General features: G+C 63.4%; 15 protein-coding genes and 1 tRNA gene. 9 read left to right on the top strand and 7 right to left on the bottom strand.

The window, feature by feature from the left end; genetic code table 11:
- The first annotated feature begins 43 nt into the window (after positions 1-43).
- Both ACK3BK_RS18240 and ACK3BK_RS18235 read left to right on the top strand, forming a co-directional pair.
- Positions 44-280 (top strand): hypothetical protein, encoded by a 237-nt coding sequence (locus tag ACK3BK_RS18240; RefSeq protein ID WP_125931685.1) that lies wholly within the window; start codon positions 44-46, stop codon positions 278-280.
- A gap of 183 nt (positions 281-463) precedes the next feature.
- A complete protein-coding gene (locus tag ACK3BK_RS18235) occupies positions 464-796 on the top strand; it encodes a ribonuclease E inhibitor RraB (RefSeq protein WP_186666546.1) in 333 nt (110 codons plus the stop codon).
- Between the two features lie 37 nt (positions 797-833).
- Here ACK3BK_RS18235 and ACK3BK_RS18230 read toward each other — a convergent pair whose 3' ends face one another.
- Complete coding sequence (locus ACK3BK_RS18230; RefSeq protein WP_186711227.1) at positions 834-1,634, bottom strand: cytochrome c; 801 nt, start codon at positions 1,632-1,634, stop codon at positions 834-836.
- A 527-nt stretch (positions 1,635-2,161) separates the two neighbouring features.
- Between ACK3BK_RS18230 and ACK3BK_RS18225 the strand changes: the two genes are divergently transcribed.
- On the top strand, positions 2,162-2,896 hold the full coding sequence (locus ACK3BK_RS18225) for an amidotransferase (protein WP_411383015.1): 735 nt from the start codon (positions 2,162-2,164) through the stop codon (positions 2,894-2,896).
- A gap of 80 nt (positions 2,897-2,976) precedes the next feature.
- Here ACK3BK_RS18225 and ACK3BK_RS18220 read toward each other — a convergent pair whose 3' ends face one another.
- The 3 genes from ACK3BK_RS18220 to ACK3BK_RS18210 all read right to left on the bottom strand — a co-directional run bounded on the left by ACK3BK_RS18220 (position 2,977) and on the right by ACK3BK_RS18210 (position 5,557).
- A complete protein-coding gene (locus ACK3BK_RS18220; protein WP_054891973.1) occupies positions 2,977-3,948 on the bottom strand; it encodes a magnesium and cobalt transport protein CorA in 972 nt (323 codons plus the stop codon).
- Positions 3,949-4,018: 70 nt separating this feature from the next.
- Positions 4,019-4,738, bottom strand: coding sequence for a lysophospholipid acyltransferase family protein (locus tag ACK3BK_RS18215; RefSeq protein WP_186711228.1), 720 nt, complete (start codon positions 4,736-4,738; stop codon positions 4,019-4,021).
- Positions 4,739-4,867: 129 nt separating this feature from the next.
- Entirely contained in the window at positions 4,868-5,557 is a 690-nt protein-coding gene (locus ACK3BK_RS18210; RefSeq protein ID WP_054891971.1) for a crotonase/enoyl-CoA hydratase family protein, read from the bottom strand.
- Positions 5,558-5,846: 289 nt separating this feature from the next.
- Between ACK3BK_RS18210 and ACK3BK_RS18205 the strand changes: the two genes are divergently transcribed.
- Positions 5,847-5,936: transfer RNA gene (locus ACK3BK_RS18205), tRNA-Ser, on the top strand.
- Positions 5,937-6,055: 119 nt separating this feature from the next.
- On the opposite strand, the gene ACK3BK_RS18200 is transcribed toward ACK3BK_RS18205, so the two are convergent.
- Together ACK3BK_RS18200 and ACK3BK_RS18195 are read right to left on the bottom strand one after the other, a co-directional pair.
- Positions 6,056-8,185, bottom strand: coding sequence for a TonB-dependent siderophore receptor (locus tag ACK3BK_RS18200; protein WP_411383014.1), 2,130 nt, complete (start codon positions 8,183-8,185; stop codon positions 6,056-6,058).
- A 223-nt stretch (positions 8,186-8,408) separates the two neighbouring features.
- Complete coding sequence (locus tag ACK3BK_RS18195) at positions 8,409-8,783, bottom strand: hypothetical protein (RefSeq protein ID WP_186666536.1); 375 nt, start codon at positions 8,781-8,783, stop codon at positions 8,409-8,411.
- A 442-nt stretch (positions 8,784-9,225) separates the two neighbouring features.
- On the opposite strand from ACK3BK_RS18195, the gene ACK3BK_RS18190 reads away from it, so the two are divergent.
- The 5 genes from ACK3BK_RS18190 (at position 9,226) to ACK3BK_RS18170 (ending at position 15,527) form a co-directional block, all read left to right on the top strand.
- Complete coding sequence (locus ACK3BK_RS18190) at positions 9,226-10,683, top strand: serralysin family metalloprotease (protein WP_186711675.1); 1,458 nt, start codon at positions 9,226-9,228, stop codon at positions 10,681-10,683.
- Between the two features lie 61 nt (positions 10,684-10,744).
- On the top strand, positions 10,745-11,122 hold the full coding sequence (locus ACK3BK_RS18185; RefSeq protein WP_186711674.1) for an AprI/Inh family metalloprotease inhibitor: 378 nt from the start codon (positions 10,745-10,747) through the stop codon (positions 11,120-11,122).
- A gap of 37 nt (positions 11,123-11,159) precedes the next feature.
- Positions 11,160-12,881 (top strand): type I secretion system permease/ATPase, encoded by a 1,722-nt coding sequence (locus ACK3BK_RS18180; protein ID WP_186666530.1) that lies wholly within the window; start codon positions 11,160-11,162, stop codon positions 12,879-12,881.
- Positions 12,878-14,170, top strand: coding sequence for an HlyD family type I secretion periplasmic adaptor subunit (locus ACK3BK_RS18175; RefSeq protein ID WP_186719081.1), 1,293 nt, complete (start codon positions 12,878-12,880; stop codon positions 14,168-14,170). Before ACK3BK_RS18180 ends, ACK3BK_RS18175 begins: the two co-directional genes overlap by 4 nt.
- Positions 14,171-14,180: 10 nt before the next feature.
- Positions 14,181-15,527, top strand: coding sequence for a TolC family outer membrane protein (locus tag ACK3BK_RS18170; protein WP_411383013.1), 1,347 nt, complete (start codon positions 14,181-14,183; stop codon positions 15,525-15,527).
- Positions 15,528-15,562: 35 nt separating this feature from the next.
- Here ACK3BK_RS18170 and ACK3BK_RS18165 read toward each other — a convergent pair whose 3' ends face one another.
- On the bottom strand, positions 15,563-16,312 hold the full coding sequence (locus tag ACK3BK_RS18165; RefSeq protein ID WP_186666524.1) for a 3-oxoacyl-ACP reductase family protein: 750 nt from the start codon (positions 16,310-16,312) through the stop codon (positions 15,563-15,565).
- Positions 16,313-16,371 lie beyond the last annotated feature (59 nt).

Below are 16,371 nucleotides of genomic sequence, written 5' to 3'. Positions count from 1 at the left end.
GTACGGATATCACTGACCGTTGTGCTTCCAAGAGGGTCGATCAATGAAAGAGTGGGAAGTCATCTTTGCTGATCAGAAAGGTGTACCGCAGTCCCTGCTGCTCAAAAGCGAGCATCTGCCCAGTGAAGAGGATGCGGCGCGGGCCATCCGCTCCAAGCTGTTTCCGCTCATGGATGAACTGGACCTCAACGATTTCCAGGACCGAAAGCCTTCCCCTACCGCGCTGTGGCTCAAGGAGCAGAACGGCGTGATCATCACCACCATTCACGAAGCGCCCTGAACGGGGCAACTGGCAAGGTGCCGTCATCCGCACTACGCTGGACAGAGGCGTTGGTCTTCTGCGGGTCTACGCCGTTTTCATTCGCGTCTTGCATCAGCTCGAACTGCCAGGCCCCTTGCGGGCTGCCGGCAGGTGCGTAGTGCACGGAAAGTCTATCCCTTGGGTTTTTCAGGAGGACGTTTCATGAGCAGCCAGAACGAAGACATCAGCAGCAGCGTGCTTCGCCAGATGAAAGCGGGTGGTTTCGACTTCACCCAGATCCATCCCATCGAGTTCTATGCCACTTTTCCAGACGAAGTCGGGGCACGCCGGGCCGCGGGGCAATTCCGCGGGGAGTCGATCAATGCCCAGGTACGCGAGCGCGATGACGGCGCCTGGCACCTGGAACTGAGCAAGGTCATGTACGCCACCTACCGAGGGATCGGGGCTTTCGAGGAGGCCTTCGAGGCGGTGATCTCGCCGCTGGGAGGAGAGGTCGAGGGTTGGGGCGTCAAACAGGAAAGACCCATCGCCTGACGCGTTCGGGGCTGCATTGCGGCCCCGCGCATTCCTCTCAAGGTCGCCGCTTGGCCATGTGCCCGAGGTAGGCGATCAGCGCATCGAGCTCCTGCTCGCTCAACACATCCTTCGAGAACCCCGGCATGCGAGCCTGCGGCCACTGCCTGAGGCTCTGCGGGTCGCGAATGTACAGGCGCAGGTAACCCGGCTGGAAGTACTCGGTGGGATTGTGCGGCAGGTTCAGGTCTGGTCCGAACTGGGCATCCCCCGCACCGTTGAGGCGATGACAGGCCAGGCAGTTCTGCTGGAACAGTGCAAAACCCTGGCGTATCGGGTCTTGCGCGGGGAGTTCGGGCGCAGGCAACAGGGCAGGGAAACGCTCGGCGACCGGCGCCAGGCGGCGGATGCTGGCGATCTGGTAGGGCCATTGCTCGGGACGGATGCCGCTGGCTTGCGGGTTGGTCCAGACCAGGTAGAACGGGCCGGCACCGGGTTTGTCCTGGGCCAGCGCTGGCCACGGCTGGCGCGGATCTTCCACCGCCACCCAGGCCCGTGCCGGACCTTCCTGCAGCAACTGCGCAGCGGGCATCTCCGCGGCAAAGCCATCCAGTGCCACCGCTTGCAGGTGATCGCCAGGCTTCACTCCTTCGAGCAGGGTGGCCAGTGGCACGGCGCGGTAATGCATGGGGCGTTTGTAGGCGACATCCTGGGGGATGTCGATTGCACGCGCCTGCGGGTGTTCGAGCAATTGCTCGGATTGCCATTGGCGTTGACCGTTGCCCAGCTCCAGCGTCAATTGCGCGGCTGCCAGCGGCAGGCTGACCAGCAGCAACAGCAAACTCAGGCAATGACGCATGAACGATCTCCAACCCTGAAAGGTCGGCAGATTACTCCTGCGCAGCCTGTGAATGCCACCGCTGCCGTCAGCCGAACAAGCGTGTCAGGTTCGGCAGGATCAGCAGCAACGTGGTGGCGAAGAGTATGAGTCCGGCTTGGCGTACTTTCGATTGTCTGAACATGGCGGACCGCCTTCTTGTTGTTATTCCTGAATAGCCTTTGGCTTCCTTGTCTTGCGTCGGGTCGATCACTGTGGCGTATGAAACGCAGGCCTTGCGTGCCTCTTGCGTAGATATCTACACCCAACAGTAGGGCGAACACCGGGCCTGTTTGAGAACCCTTTGTTCTAAGCGTAACAGCAGGCATTTCCGAACGTTATGAGGCCACTGGCCATTTAGCTGGCATGCTCTGACTAGACACATCGTGGAGGCTGCGCGGGCAGGGCCTGCAAGGTGACCGTTCGTCAGTGCACACCTCTTGCTTGTACGTGTCTTTCGCGTCAGTCTCTACATCAGATTCCACCACATGTCGTTCAGGACTATCCCTATGTCGTTACGCATCTGCATCCTTGAAACCGATGTCCTGCGACCGGAGTTGACCGCGCAGTACCAGGGCTACGGAAGGATGTTCGAGCAGCTGTTCTCGCGTCAGCCGATCGCCGCCGAGTTTCGCGTCTACAACGTGATGAACGGCGAGTACCCACCCGAAGGTGAAACCTTCGATGCCTACCTTGTGACCGGCAGCAAGGCCGACTCGTTCGGTTCCGATCCCTGGATTCAGACCCTCAAGGCCTACCTGCTCAAGCTCTATGAGCGGGGCGAGAAGCTGCTGGGTGTCTGTTTTGGTCACCAGTTGCTGGCGTTGGTGTTGGGTGGCAAGGCCGAGCGCGCCGACCGCGGTTGGGGGCTGGGTATCCACCGCTACAGCCTGGCGGCCCATGCGCCGTGGATGGATCCTGAAGTGACCGAGCTGACCCTGCTGATCAGCCACCAGGACCAGGTGACCGCGTTGCCTGAAGGCGCGACCCTGATCGCCTCCAGCGATTTCTGCCCGAATGCGGCCTATCACGTGGGTGACCAGGTGCTGTGCTTCCAGGGGCATCCGGAGTTTGTCCACGACTATTCCCGTGCGCTGCTCGATGCGCGCCAGGACGTTCTGGGGGATGAGGTGTATCACAAGGCGGTGGCGAGCCTTGCCACCGAGCACCAGGGCGATCTGGTGGGCGAGTGGATGCTGCGGTTCGTCAAGCAACCGCGCAAGGGCAAGCAGAGCGCTGCCTGAGCCTGCCACTGCGTCGTTCTTTTCGCGGGGTTGTCGGGGCACCGAACCGCCGCGAAAAGAACGACCCGGTACTCAGCCGGTTACAACCATCCCGAGCGCTTGAAGCTCGCGTACAGCCCCGCACATCCCGCCCCGATCACCCCCAGCACCGCAAAATAGCCGTAGTGCCAGCCCAGCTCCGGCATGTTCTGGAAGTTCATCCCGTAGATCCCGGCAATGGCCGTGGGGAAGGCGAGTATCGCCGCCCAGGCAGCGAACTTGCGCTGCACGATGCTCTGGCGTGACGACTCCAGCAGCATGCCGATCTCGATGGTCTGGCTGGCGATGTCGCGTATGCCGACAAGGTCTTCCATCTGCCGTGTGACGTGGATCTGCACGTCGCGAAAGTACGGGCGCATGTTCTTGTCGATGAAAGGGAAGCTCAGGCGCTGCAGTTCTTCGCCGATCTCCACCATCGGCGCCACGTAGCGGCGCAGCCGCAGGATGTCGCGACGCAAGCTGTGCAGGCGGCGGATGTCCTGCTCTTGCAGCGAGCCGCTGAGCACGCTTTGCTCCAGCTCCTCGATCTCGCCATGGATCGCCTCGCTGACGGGCTGGTAGTTTTCGGTGACGAAGTCGAGCAGGGCGTAAAGCACGAAGTCCTCGCCGTGCTCGAGCAGCAGCGGCCGCGCTTCACAGCGTTGGCGCACCAGGGCGTAGGATTTCGAATGACCGTTGCGGCAGGTGATGATGTAGCCGTTGCCCGCAAAAATGTGGGTCTCGATGAACTCCAGCTTGCCCTCATGGCGCACCGGCGAATAGGTGACGATGAACAGCGCATCGCCGAAGGTTTCGAGCTTGGGGCGGCTGTGTTTCTCGAGGGCGTCCTCGATGGCCAGTTCGTGCAGGCCGAACTGGCGTTGCAGGTTGGCCAGTTCCTGGGCGTTGGGCTCTTCCAGGCCGATCCAGACGAAATGCCCGGGCTTGCGTGCCCATTCGCTGCCTTCATCCAGGCTGATGTTGGTGACCTTTCTCCCGGCGCTGTACACCGCCGCTGCGACGACTCGACCCATGGTTGCCTGCTTCTTCGGTTGGACACCTCGACAGCTTGGGCCGTGCTGCGGCGCAGAGCAAGCTGGCGGCTCAGGCGTGCGGCAATTCCCGCTCCATGCGGTCGATGCACTGCTGCATCTGCAGGCGGCATTGCTCCATCAGCGCGGGCACGTCCTGCTGGCCCAGGCCATGGGTGGCGATCGGCGGCAACGAGCGGACGATCACCGTGCGCCGTCGCCAGCTGTTGAGGCTCAGGCGCCTGGAGTAGCGGCTGACGCACACCGGCACGATCGGCACGCCGGCCTCGACTGCCATGTGGAACGCGCCTTTCTTGAACGCCAGCAGCTGTTCCGCCGGGTTGCGCGTGCCTTCGGGGAAGATCCAGATCGAGGTGTCATCGCGCAGGATCCGTGTGGTCAGTTGCATCGCCTTGCGCGCCTGGTAGGCATTCTTGCGGTCCACCAGCACGTTGCCGCCGAGCCAGAACAATTGGCCGAACAACGGAATCCAGCCCAGGCTCTTCTTGCCGATGGCGACCGTACGCCGTGGAACCACCTGGCCGAGGATGAACAGGTCGTAGTTGGATTGATGATTGGCAACGATCACGCAGCCGGGCGGCTGGTCCCACAAGGGGCCGACTTCGGCCTTGACCCGGATGCGCATGAACCAGGCTGCCGGCACGCTGTAGAGGCGGGCGAACAGGCGGCTGTTATCGGGGTTGAAGGGGCGGCACAGGCCGATGACCAGGCCGACGGCGCCGACCAGCAGGAAGTGCAGCGCCAGAAGGAGCATGCGAAGCATATAGAGCATGATACGGCTCACACCAGACAGTCGCGGCGCAGTGTACGACCGTGCACTGGTCAGGGCAAACCGGCGAACAGAGCCCGGTCGCGTCATGGCTTGCTGGAGCGGCGCGCGGCGGCTCCAGCAAGCCTGGTTTCAGCCCATGTGGCCCTTGTCGGCCTCGATCGCCTTGTCGAGCGTCTCCAGCAGCGCCTTGCGCACTTTGCGCTTGGTGTTCTTGTGCGCCAGCATGTTCAGTTTCTTCAGCTCCCGCGCCGCGCTCAGCGCCGTTTCCTGCAGTTGCTCGGCCGGCACCACCTTGTCGAGGAACCCGGCCACCACCGCCCCGTGCGGGTCGAACACTTCGGCATTGTTCACCGAGCGCTGGAAGGTCGAGCGGGTCAGGCGGTCGCGGGCCAGTTCGATTCCGGCATGGTGCATGGTCATGCCGATCTGGACCTCGTTCAGGCAGATCTTGTAAGGGCCTTCGACACCGATGCGGTAGTCGGCCGACAGCAGCAGGAACGCGCCTTTGGCCACGGCATTGCCGGGGCAGGCGACGATCACCGGGAAAGGGTGCGAGAGCAGGCGGCGGGCCAGGGTGGAGCCGGCGGTGACCAGGTCGATAGCCTCTTTGGGGCCGGCGGTCATCACCTTGAGATCGTAGCCGCCGGAAAGAATGCCTGGCTGGCCGGTGATGATCACCACGGCACGTTCTTCCTCGGCGCGGTCCAGTGCTGCGTTGAAGGCGGTGATGACGTCCGGCGAGATCGCGTTGACCTTGCCGTTGTTCAGGGTCAGGGTGGCGATGCCGTCTTCGGCGTGGTAGGTAATCAACTCGCTCATGACAGAGTCCTTTGGGTGGCGTGGCGATGACGTTACCCAGCAGCGCAGGCCAGGTAAAGCGCCAAGGCTGACTGGCCAGTCAGCCTGCGTCACCGACCCCGTGTGGTGCCGGGGCAGGCGCCAGGAATGCGGAAAAAGCGCAGGCCAGATTGGCAGCATCGCCCTGGCTGGCCGGGTTTTTCCGGGGTGAGGCTTAAGCGCATGAAAATTCTGAAAAAAATGCTTGCCAAAGAAAGGGTCTTCTACTAAATTAGCGCGCCTCGACAGGCTGAATAGCTTGAAGAGATCCGGTGAAGTGTCCGAGTGGTCGAAGGAGCACGCCTGGAAAGTGTGTATACGAGAAATCGTATCAAGGGTTCAAATCCCTTCTTCACCGCCACATTCCACGAGAAACCCCTGAATCGAAAGGTTCAGGGGTTTTTTGTTTGCGTGAAATCCGGCTTGGCTGGCTCGCCCGCGAATACCGACTCAACCGGTGCTCGCAGGCGGGCGATATCTTCAGAAACTGACCGAAGCCGACAGTCGTGCCGTGCGCGGTGCCCCCTGGAACAGATAGTTGTCCCCCAGATAGTCCCCCACGTCACGCCAGTAGCGCTTGTCGAAGACGTTGTCGACCGTCAGGCGCAGCACGGTGTCGTAGTCACCGATGCGGGTGCGGTAGCGGCTGCCGATATCGAATAACGTGTAGCCACCCACCTCGACGTTACCCGCTTGGCTTGCGTACTTGCTGGCGCTGTAGCGTGCACCGCCGAGCAGTGCCAGGCCCGGCACCGGGAGGTTGTATTCGGCCTGCAGCGCCGCGCGCAGGCGGGGCACGTTGATCGCCTGGTGGCCCTCGTAGACGTCGGTGCCGCTGTTCTGCACCCGGGCGCGGATCGCGGCGGCGCTGGCGTGCAGTTGCAGGTTGGACGTCACCCAGCCGCTGGCGCCCAGCTCCAGGCCGGTGTTCTTCTGTTGGCCTTGCTGCACATAGATCGGGGCCGTGCCGTCCTGTGGGCGGGCGTACTGGTAGGCCTGGCGGATCTGGAACAGCGCTGCGCTCAGGCTCATGCCTTTCCAGTCGCGCTTGATACCCACTTCCAATTGGCGCGACAGGGTCGGAGCGAGAATTTCGTAGCGATTGCTGGCGAACCAGGGCGCGGTACCGCCTGCCGACAGGCCTTTGGACCAGCTTGCGTACAGCGTGGTGTCCGCTTGCGGTTTGTAGATCAGCGCGGCGTTGGGCAGCAACTGGTACTGGCGGGTATGACGGCCCGGTGTGCCGGTTTCGTCCCAGGTCTTCTCGTCCAAACGCACTTCGCGGGCGCCGAGCACGGTCTGCCATTGCTCGTTGAAGCTGATGCGGTCGCTGACGAACAGGCCGTACTGGCGGCTGTCCAGGCGGCGTTCGCTGTGGCCGATCGGTTTGTCGGACGGATCCAGCGCTGGTGCACCGGTGTAGATATTTCCGCTGTCCAACCATTCGTTGTAGTACGGACGCTGATCGAGGGTCCGACGCTGCGCGCTGCTGCCGACCGTCAGCTCGTGCTGCACGCCCAAGGCGTCGAAGCGCCCTTCGAGGGTGGCCTGCAGTTCGTCGATGCGTCGTGTGTCATCGGGGCTGCGGAAATCGTAGATGTCGTAGTCGCCATTGCTGCCGAAGAACGCACCCTCGCTGGAGCCCCAGGCGAACGCACTGTAGTCGTCGATCACCACCTGGCTGCGCGAAGCGTTGAGCGCGCCGGTCCAGGCCTCGTTGAAGCGGTACTCGAAGCGCCCGCCCAGGTTCAGCGAGTCGTTCGTCACAGGCTTGGCCCAATGCTGGTAGGCCAGGCGGTCGTCCGGGTCGATGCCGTGGGGCACCTGGGTGCCGCCCAGCAGCTGGTAGCCGGGCACCGAGCGCTGTTCGCGGTGCTGGTACTCGGCATCGAGTTGCAGGGTGGCATCGGGGTTGATCTGCCAGTCGAATGCCAGCGAGGCGAAGTCGCGCTTGCCGTCGGCGTGGTCGACGTAGGAACGGATGTCTTCATGCGCGAGGTTGGCGCGCAGGCCGAACTGCTTCTCGCTGCCGAACCAGCCGCCGAGGTCGGTGGCCAGGTAGCGTTCGCCCTGCTCGTTGGTCGAGACAGTGACACTGCGTACGTCCTCGGCGCGCTTGGTCACATAGTTGACCAGCCCGCCGGGCTCCGATACGCCGCTCTGCAACCCCGACAGCCCCTTGAGCAATTCGACCTGCTGCTTGTTCTCCAGCGCCACGTTCTGCTCGCCGGCGATGGTCTGGCCATTGATCCGGTAGCTGCTGGCGGCATTGAGCTCGAAGCCGCGCACGTTGAAGTTCTCGTAGTAGCCGACGGGGGCGTAGCTTTCGCCGACCGAGGCATCGCTTTGCAGCACTTCGCTGAGCGTGCGCACCTGGCGGTCGTCGAGCAACTGGCGGCTGAATACGCTGACCGAGGCCGGGGTGTCGAGCAGTGGCGCGGCATGCCAGCCGCCGACCTGGGCTTCACCAGGTTGATAGCCGTCGTCGCTGCGCTCGGTGACCTGCAAGGGGGCGAGGGTCACGCGTTCATCGGCCAGACCATGGCCAGCATGCAGCGCAAGGCCCAGGCCGAGCAGGCCGAGGGGCAGGCGGGGGCGAAGCGGGGTCATGCAAGGCTCCTTGGAAAACGGACGCGCCGGTATGCTCCGGCTATTGTCGGTGAGGCGGTTGGCAAAGGGGGCGCAATGGTAGCAGGGGTGTCAGGGGCTGTGCGGTGTTCTTTTCGCAAGCAAGCCCGCTCCCACGAACTCAGAGCAGCGTGATACCTGTGGGAGCGGGCTTGCCCGCGAAAAGAACACCTCGATCATTCAGACGAACTCAAATCAGCTTGCTTTATTGCTGACTTGGTTTTTGCCGCTGGCGCCAGGTGTCGTCGATCTTCGACCAGGTCTTGCCATCGGTAATGGCCAGCAGCTTGCGGCCATCCTTGAACGTGGCAAGAAAGGTGGCTTCTTCCTCTTTGCCGCCCAGCCACAAGCCGGCGAGCAGGCCGACCGGTCCGGCCACCAAGGCACCGGCCACACCCCAGCCGAGGGTGGCGCCCAGGTTGCGGTTCGATTCCAGGCTGGCAAGCCTGAGGTCCTTGATACGGGCCAGTGAGATGCGCTCACCGGCCTGGCTGCGTGGGGTCTTGAGTGTGAGCGATCCGTTGCGATACTCGCCTTCACCTTGCAAGAAGTCGCCGGATTGCACCGTGAGTCTTGTCATTGTGTCGTCCTGTCAGTGGAAGGGCTGTGACCAGCACCTACTGAGCGCCGCACCCCTCGGCAAGTCAACGAGCAGGCGACGGAGGGTCATGCGACCGGTTGTCGCGACATCCGCGCCAATAACGAATGGCCTCATTGAAACACCAGCACTCCGTCGCCTTTTCATAATAAAACTTCCCCGTCCTGAATATTAAACCGATCAGTCATTATCTGGATTGGGGGTATTCACTAATGCAATTGATCGATAACAGTTTGCGCAAATAACAGCGATACAGCAGATGATGATTCACGCAGAAAAAATGACGTCAAAAAACACTGGACAGAAAGTTTCAGGATGTGTCAGTTTTTTTGCGCCTCACAAGGGCGAGTTACAGGATGCTCTCGCCGAAAGTTTGAGCGTTCCTGTCGAACATCAACTATTCCGCAAACAAGGAAGTGTCTGCATGTCGAAAGTCAAAGCAAATGCTGTTGTTTCCGCCGCCTCGGTGTTGCAGCCGAACGGGCCGAGTTCGGCCTTCGGGCTGATCAACAACTTCGCCCACCAGTACGATCGCGGTGGCGCGAACATCAATGGCAAACCTTCGTTCACCGTCGACCAGGCAGCCACCCAGCTGCTGCGCGACGGGGCGTCCTGGAAGGACTTGAACAAGGACGGCACCATCAGCCTCACCTACACCTTCCTGACCAAGGCACCGGCGGACTTCGTCAGCCGTGGCCTGGGCAGCTTCAGCCAGTTCAACAACCAGCAGAAGGCCCAGGCCAAGCTGGCCATGGAGTCCTGGGGCGATGTGGCCAAGGTGACCTTTACCGAAGCCGCTTCGGGCGGCGACGGGCACATGACCTTCGGCAACTTCAGCGCCAGCAATGGCGGGGCGGCATTTGCCTACCTGCCGTTCGATGGCCGGGGTTCGCACAAGGGTGAGTCCTGGTACCTGATCAACAGCGGCTATCAGGTGAACATCAACCCGGACACCGGCAACTACGGCCGCCAGACCCTGACCCACGAGATCGGTCACGTACTCGGGCTGTCCCATCCCGGCGACTACAACGCCGGCGAAGGCAATCCGAGCTATCGTGACGCTTCGTATGCGCAGGACACCCGTGGCTACAGTGTCATGAGCTACTGGAGCGAGAGCAACACGGCGCAGAACTTCGTCAAGGGCGGCGGGCAGTACTATGCCTCGGCCCCGCTGATGGACGACATCGCCGCCATCCAGAAGCTCTACGGCGCCAACTACGCCACCCGCTCGGGCGATACCGTGTATGGCTTCAACTCCACCGCCGACCGCGATTTCTACTCGGCTACCTCGGCGTCGTCGAAGGTGGTGTTCAGCGTGTGGGATGGTGGTGGCAACGACACCCTGGATTTCTCCGGGTTCACCCAGAACCAGAAGATCAACCTCAACGAGGCTTCGTTCTCCGATGTTGGCGGCATGATCGGCAACGTCTCGATCGCCAAGGGCGTGACGGTGGAGAACGCCATCGGCGGTTCGGGCAACGACCTGCTGATTGGCAACGCGGTGGCCAACGTGCTCAAGGGCGGTGCCGGCAACGACATCATCTACGGCGGTGGCGGGGCTGACACCCTCTGGGGGGGAAGCGGTGCGGATACCTTCGTCTATGGCGCCATCAGCGACTCCACGGTCAGTGCGCCGGATCGGATCATGGATTTCGTCAGTGGTCAGGACAAGATCGATCTGTCTGCGATCTCGGCGTTTTCCCAGGGCAAGCTGCCGTTGGAGTTCGTCAGCGCCTTCACCGGACATGCCGGCGAGGCGGTCCTGAGCTATGACCAGGCGACCAACCTGGGCAGTCTGTCCATCGATTTCACCGGAAACAGCCTGGCTGACTTCCTGGTGACCACGGTGGGTCAGGCCGTCGCCACGGATATCGTGGTCTGATGGGCCGGGAGCGGCTCACGCTGTATTGCATGGGTCGCTCCCAGCCACGTGAGGTGGGTGGATGCGAGCAATCAAACGAATGATCGCGCTGGCCGCGATTTCCCTGATGTCGATGACCGAGGTAGGTATGGCGAGCAGCCTGCTACTCCCCAACGCCGCGCAACTGGCCGGGCGCTGGCAGCTTTATGCGCAACCGCAGCAGGCCAGCGCCTGCAGCCTGAACCTGGCCGCCAGCGAGGGCGCGCTGGACGGCGACCTGGCCTGCGCCGAAACCTTGCTCGGCGTGCGCCCGGGCAGTTGGCTGGTGACCCCCGACACCTTGGCCCTGGTGGGCAGCGATGGCAGCACGGTGGTGCATTTCAGCCGCCAGGGCGCCGGTCGCTATACCTGGACGTCTGCTGCCGGCAGTGCAGTGGTGCTGGAGCGTGTGGACAACTAATTACCCGGCCAGGTTATAACGGCCATAAGGGCGAAACATGAAACTTCCGAGCAACAGGCCCGGCGCACTTCTGTGGGCGGCACTTGGCGAATTCAAATCGACGTTGATCAGCGTCGGTTGTTTTACTGCGTTGATCAATATTCTCATGCTCGTGCCATCGATATATATGCTGCAAGTGTACGACCGTGTACTGACTTCGCAGAATGAAACCACCTTGTGGATGTTGACCCTGATGGTGGTGGGTTTCTTCGTCTATATGGGCGTACTGGAGGCGGTGCGCAGTTTCATTGTGATTCGAGTCGGCCATCGACTGGAGCAGCGCTTCAACCTGCGGATTTATCGCGCCGCGTTCGAGCGTCACTTGCGCCAAGGTGATGGCGCCGCTGGCCAGGCTTTGAACGACATGACCCAAGTGCGTCAGTTCGTCACCGGCCCCGCGTTGTTCGCCTTCTTCGATGCACCGTGGTTTCCGGTGTATCTGGCGGTGATCTTCCTGTTCAACGTCTGGCTGGGTGTGCTCGCCAGTGCCGGAGCCTTGCTGTTGGTGCTGCTGGCTGTGCTCAACGAACGCCTGACCCAGCGCCCGTTGGCCGAGGCAAGCAGCCTGCAGCAGCAGTCGAGCAGCCTGGCCGGCAGCCAACTGCTCAACGCCGAGAGCATCCAGGCCATGGGCATGCTCGGTGCGCTGCGTCAGCGCTGGTTTGCCTTGCACGGACGCTTTCTCGAGTTGCAGAACCGTGCCAGCGACACGTCGGCAGTGATCACGGCCACCAGCAAGTCCCTGCGCTTGTGTTTGCAGTCGCTGGTGCTGGGCCTTGGGGCGTTGCTGGTGATCGAGGGCCAGATGACGCCGGGCATGATGATTGCCGGCTCCATTCTCATGGGCCGGGTGCTGGCGCCAATCGACCAGCTCATCGCGGTGTGGAAGCAGTGGAGCGGTGCCCAGTTGGCCTACAAGCGTCTGGAAACCCTGCTGCAGGAGCACCCTGAACCGGCGCTACCAATGCCGCTACCGGCGCCTGGCGGCCAGTTGTCCATCGAGCAGGTCAGCGGCGGGCCACCGGGGCGCAGGGTGGCTACCGTGCAGCAGGTCAGTTTTGCCCTGGCACCCGGTGAGGTGCTGGGGGTGCTGGGGGCTTCGGGCTCTGGCAAGTCGACCCTGGCCAGGCTGCTGGTTGGCGTCTGGCAACCACTGGCGGGCCAGGTGCGCCTGGATGGCGCCGAGCTTTGCCAATGGGACCGCGATGCGCTTGGTCCGCATATCGGCTATCTGCCGCAAGGCATCGAGCTGCTGCGCGGCAGCATCGCCGAGAATATCGCCCGCTTCGGCGAACTTGATGGCCACAAAGTGGTGGAAGCGGCGCGCCTGGCAGGTGTGCATGAGTTGATCCTGCGCTTGCCGCAGGGTTACGACACACGCCTTGGCGAGGGCGGCGGCGACCTCTCCGGAGGCCAGAAACAACGCATTGCCCTGGCGCGTGCGCTCTATGGCAACCCGTGCCTGATCGTGCTCGACGAACCCAACTCCAACCTCGACAGCCTTGGCGAGGCGGCGCTGGCCAATGCCATCGTTCAGTTGAAGGCGCTGGGACGCACTGTGGTGCTGGTGACCCATCGCAGTGCGGCGCTGGCCCAGGCCGACAAGCTGCTGGTGATGAACGACGGGCGTGTGCAGGCGTTTGGCCCTGCGCGGGATATTCTCCAGGCGCTGGGCCAGGGCACCACGCAGCGGCCGCTGCAAGCCGGAGGTGGCGCATGAGCCGCACGACAAGCGATGCGCGTTTTTATGTCCGCCTTGGTTGGCTGCTGACCCTGCTGGGGTTTGGCGGGTTCATGGCCTGGGCCAGCCTTGCGCCGCTGGATCAGGGCGTGGCGGTGCAGGGCACCGTGGTGGTGTCGGGCAAGCGCAAGGCAGTGCAGTCCATGGCTGCCGGGGTGGTCAGCCGGATTCTGGTCCGCGAAGGGCAGACGGTGCGTCAGGGTGAGCCGCTGTTCCGTCTCGACCGTACCCAGGTACAGGCAGATGTCGAGGCGCTGCAGGCCCAGTACCGCCTGGCCCTGGCCAGCCTGGCGCGTTGGCGCGGTGAGCGTGACAACGCGGGGCAGGTGCAGTTTCCTGCTGAGCTGATGGATGAGTCCGACGCGCAACTCGGCCTGGTTCTTGAAGGTCAGCGCCAGTTGTTCGACAGCCGTCGCCAGGCCCTGGCCCGTGAACAGGGCGCGGTGTCGGCCAGCATCGAAGGCTCCCAGGCCCAACTGGCCGGCATGCGCCGGGCACGGGGCGACCTGCAGGCCCAGGCCGACTCCCTGCGCGAGCAGTTGGACAACCTGCGCCCGCTGGCTGGCGAGGGCTACATCCCGCGCAATCGGGTGCTCGAATACCAGCGTCAGTTGTCCCAGGTGCAACGTGACCTGGCGCAGAACGCGGGCGACAGCGCGCGCCTGGAACAGGGCATCGTCGAGGCTCGGCTCAACCTGCAGCAGCGCCGTGAGGAATACCAGAAAGAGGTGCGCACCCAACTGGCCGAGGCCCAGGTCAAGGCCGCGACGCTGGAGCAGCAGCTCAACTCGGCGCGCTTCGAGTTGCGTCACAGCGAGATCCTCGCGCCAGCCGACGGCATCGCCGTCAACCTGGGGGTACACACCGAAGGTGCAGTGGTGCGGGCAGGCGACACGTTGCTGGAGATCGTGCCGCAAGGTACGGCGCTGGAGGTGGAAGGGCGCCTGCCGGTGAACCTGGTGGACAAGGTCGCGCCGCAGTTGCCGGTCGATATCCTGTTCACAGCCTTCAACCAGAACAGCACGCCACGGGTCACCGGCGAAGTGGCGCTGGTGTCGGCCGACCAGTTACTCGACGAGCGCAGTGGCCAGCCGTACTACGTGCTGCGCAGCACCGTCAGCGAAGAGGCGCTGGCGCGTTTGCAGGGCTTGGCGATCCGCCCGGGCATGCCAGCCGAACTGTTCGTGCGCACTGGCGAGCGCTCGCTGCTCAACTACCTGTTCAAGCCCCTGCTCGACCGTGCAGGCAGCGCCTTGACCGAACAATAAGGACGCGCTGATGAACACATCTGCAACCAGGCTGCTGCTGGCCTTCGTGCTGCTGCCGACACTGGCCCAGGCCAGCATGGGGCCGTTCCAGGTCTACGAGCAGGCGCTGCGCCGCGATCCGACCTACCTTGCAGCCTTCAAGGCCCGTGAGGCGGGCCAGGAGTACCGGGCCATCGGCCGCGCAGGCTTGCTGCCCAACCTTTCCTACAGCTACAACAAGGGCCGTAACGATTCGAAGGCCAGCTACCTCGGTGATTCGCGTCGCTCCAGCGAAGACAGGCGCTATGACAGCTATGGCTCGACCTTCATCCTCCAGCAACCGTTGTTCGACTACGAAGCCTATGCGGCCTATCGCAAAGGGGTGGCCCAGGCGCTGTTCGCCGACGAAAGCTTTCGCGACCAGAGCCAGCAGTTGCTGGTGCGAGTGATGACCAGCTATACCCAGGCCCTGTACGCCCGAGACCAGATCGCTATCAGCGTGGCAAGCAAGCAGGCCTACCGCCAGCAATTCCAGCAGAACCAGCGCCTGTTCCAGGCCGGCGAGGGGACGCGCACTGACATTCTCGAGGCCCAGGCGCGTTTCGAACTGGCCGATGCCGAGGAAATCCAGGCACGTAACGACGAGGATGCCGCCCTGCGTGAACTCGGCGCGTTGATTGGCGAACCGGCGGTGCAGATCGACATGCTCGCCCCCCTGCGCAGCGGCTTTGCCTTGCCGCAGGTGATGCCCAGCGGTTACGAGGCCTGGCAATCGCTGGCCCTGGCCAGCAACCCGCAGCTCGGCTCGCAGCGCCATGCGCTGGAAGTGGCGCGTTACGAGGTCGAGCGCAATCGTGCCGGGCACCTGCCCAAGGTCAGCGCCTTCGCGACTTCGCGGCGCCAGGAGTCGGACAGCGGTAACACCTACAACCAGCGCTACGACACCAACACCGTCGGTATCGAAATCAGCGTGCCGCTGTTTGCCGGTGGTGGCGTCAGCGCCTCGACGCGCCAGGCCAGCCGGCATCTGGAGCAGGCCGAGTACGAGCTCGACGGTAATACCCGCAGCACCTTGATCGAGCTGCGCAAGCAGTACAACGCCTGCGAGTCCGGTGCCAGTCGCCTGCGCGCCTACGAAAGGGCGCTGCAGGCGGCCGAGGCTCTGGTGGTGTCGACGCGCAAGAGTGTGCAAGGGGGCGAGCGGGTCAATCTGGATGTGCTCAATGCCGAACAGCAACTGGCGACCACCCGGCGTGACTTGGCGCGGGCGCGCTACGACTACCTGCTGGCCTGGATCAAGCTGCATTACCAGGCGGGGACCTTGAGCGAAGCGCAGCTGGCGCGGGTGGACGAAGCCTTCGTGGCGGCCGGCGGATAGGGGCGGCCATTGGGCCGCTCCCTGTCGCCATGGCCTCAGGCGGCGAACCCGCCATCGGCCAGCAGGCTGGCACCGGTGATGTAGCCAGCTTCCGGGCCGGCCAGATAGGCGACGAAGCTGGCGATTTCATCGGCATGCCCGTAGCGTCCGATCGCCATCAGCGGGATCAGGCTGTCGGCGAACTCGCCGTTGGCCGGATTCATATCGGTGTCCACCGGGCCAGGCTGCACATTGTTGACGGTGATGCCCTGGGGCCCGAGGTCGCGGGCCATGCCGCGGGTCAGGCCGACCAGCGCCGACTTGCTCATGGCGTAGGGCGCGCCGCCTGCGAACGGCATGCGTTCGGCGTTGGTGCTGCCGATGTTGATGATCCGGCCGCCCTGGCCCATGTGCCGGGCCGCAGCCTGGCTCGCTACGAACACGCTGCGCACGTTGATCGCCAGCATGCGGTCGAAGTCGTCGAGGTCGAATTCGGTCACTGGCGCCACGGCCAGTACACCGGCGTTGTTGACCAGGATGTCGAGGCGGCCGAAGGCTTTGACGGTATCTTCCACCGCTTGCTGCACCGCACTGGCATCAGCGCTGTCGGCGCGCAAGGCCAGGGCGCGGCCCCCCTCGGCGTTGATGGCATCAGCCAGGGCCTGCGCGGGGGCAGCGGAGCTGACATAAGTGAAGGCGACTTGCGCGCCTTCGCGGGCCAGGCGCCGGACGATGGCGGCGCCGATGCCGCGGGAACCGCCCTGGACCAGGGCGACTTTGCCTTCGAGGTTCGATACGTGGGACATGCTGCTCTCCTGAAGCGAGCAAGGCGGTGTGCCTTGGATGAGCCCAGTATCGGCTGGGT

It is taken from the genome of Pseudomonas sp. L7 (assembly GCF_046605565.1).
In the GTDB taxonomy this organism is placed as follows: domain Bacteria; phylum Pseudomonadota; class Gammaproteobacteria; order Pseudomonadales; family Pseudomonadaceae; genus Aquipseudomonas; species Aquipseudomonas wayambapalatensis.
The sequence above is the reverse complement of the archived record's forward strand: the minus strand, read 5'-3'. Positions and strand labels throughout refer to the sequence as shown.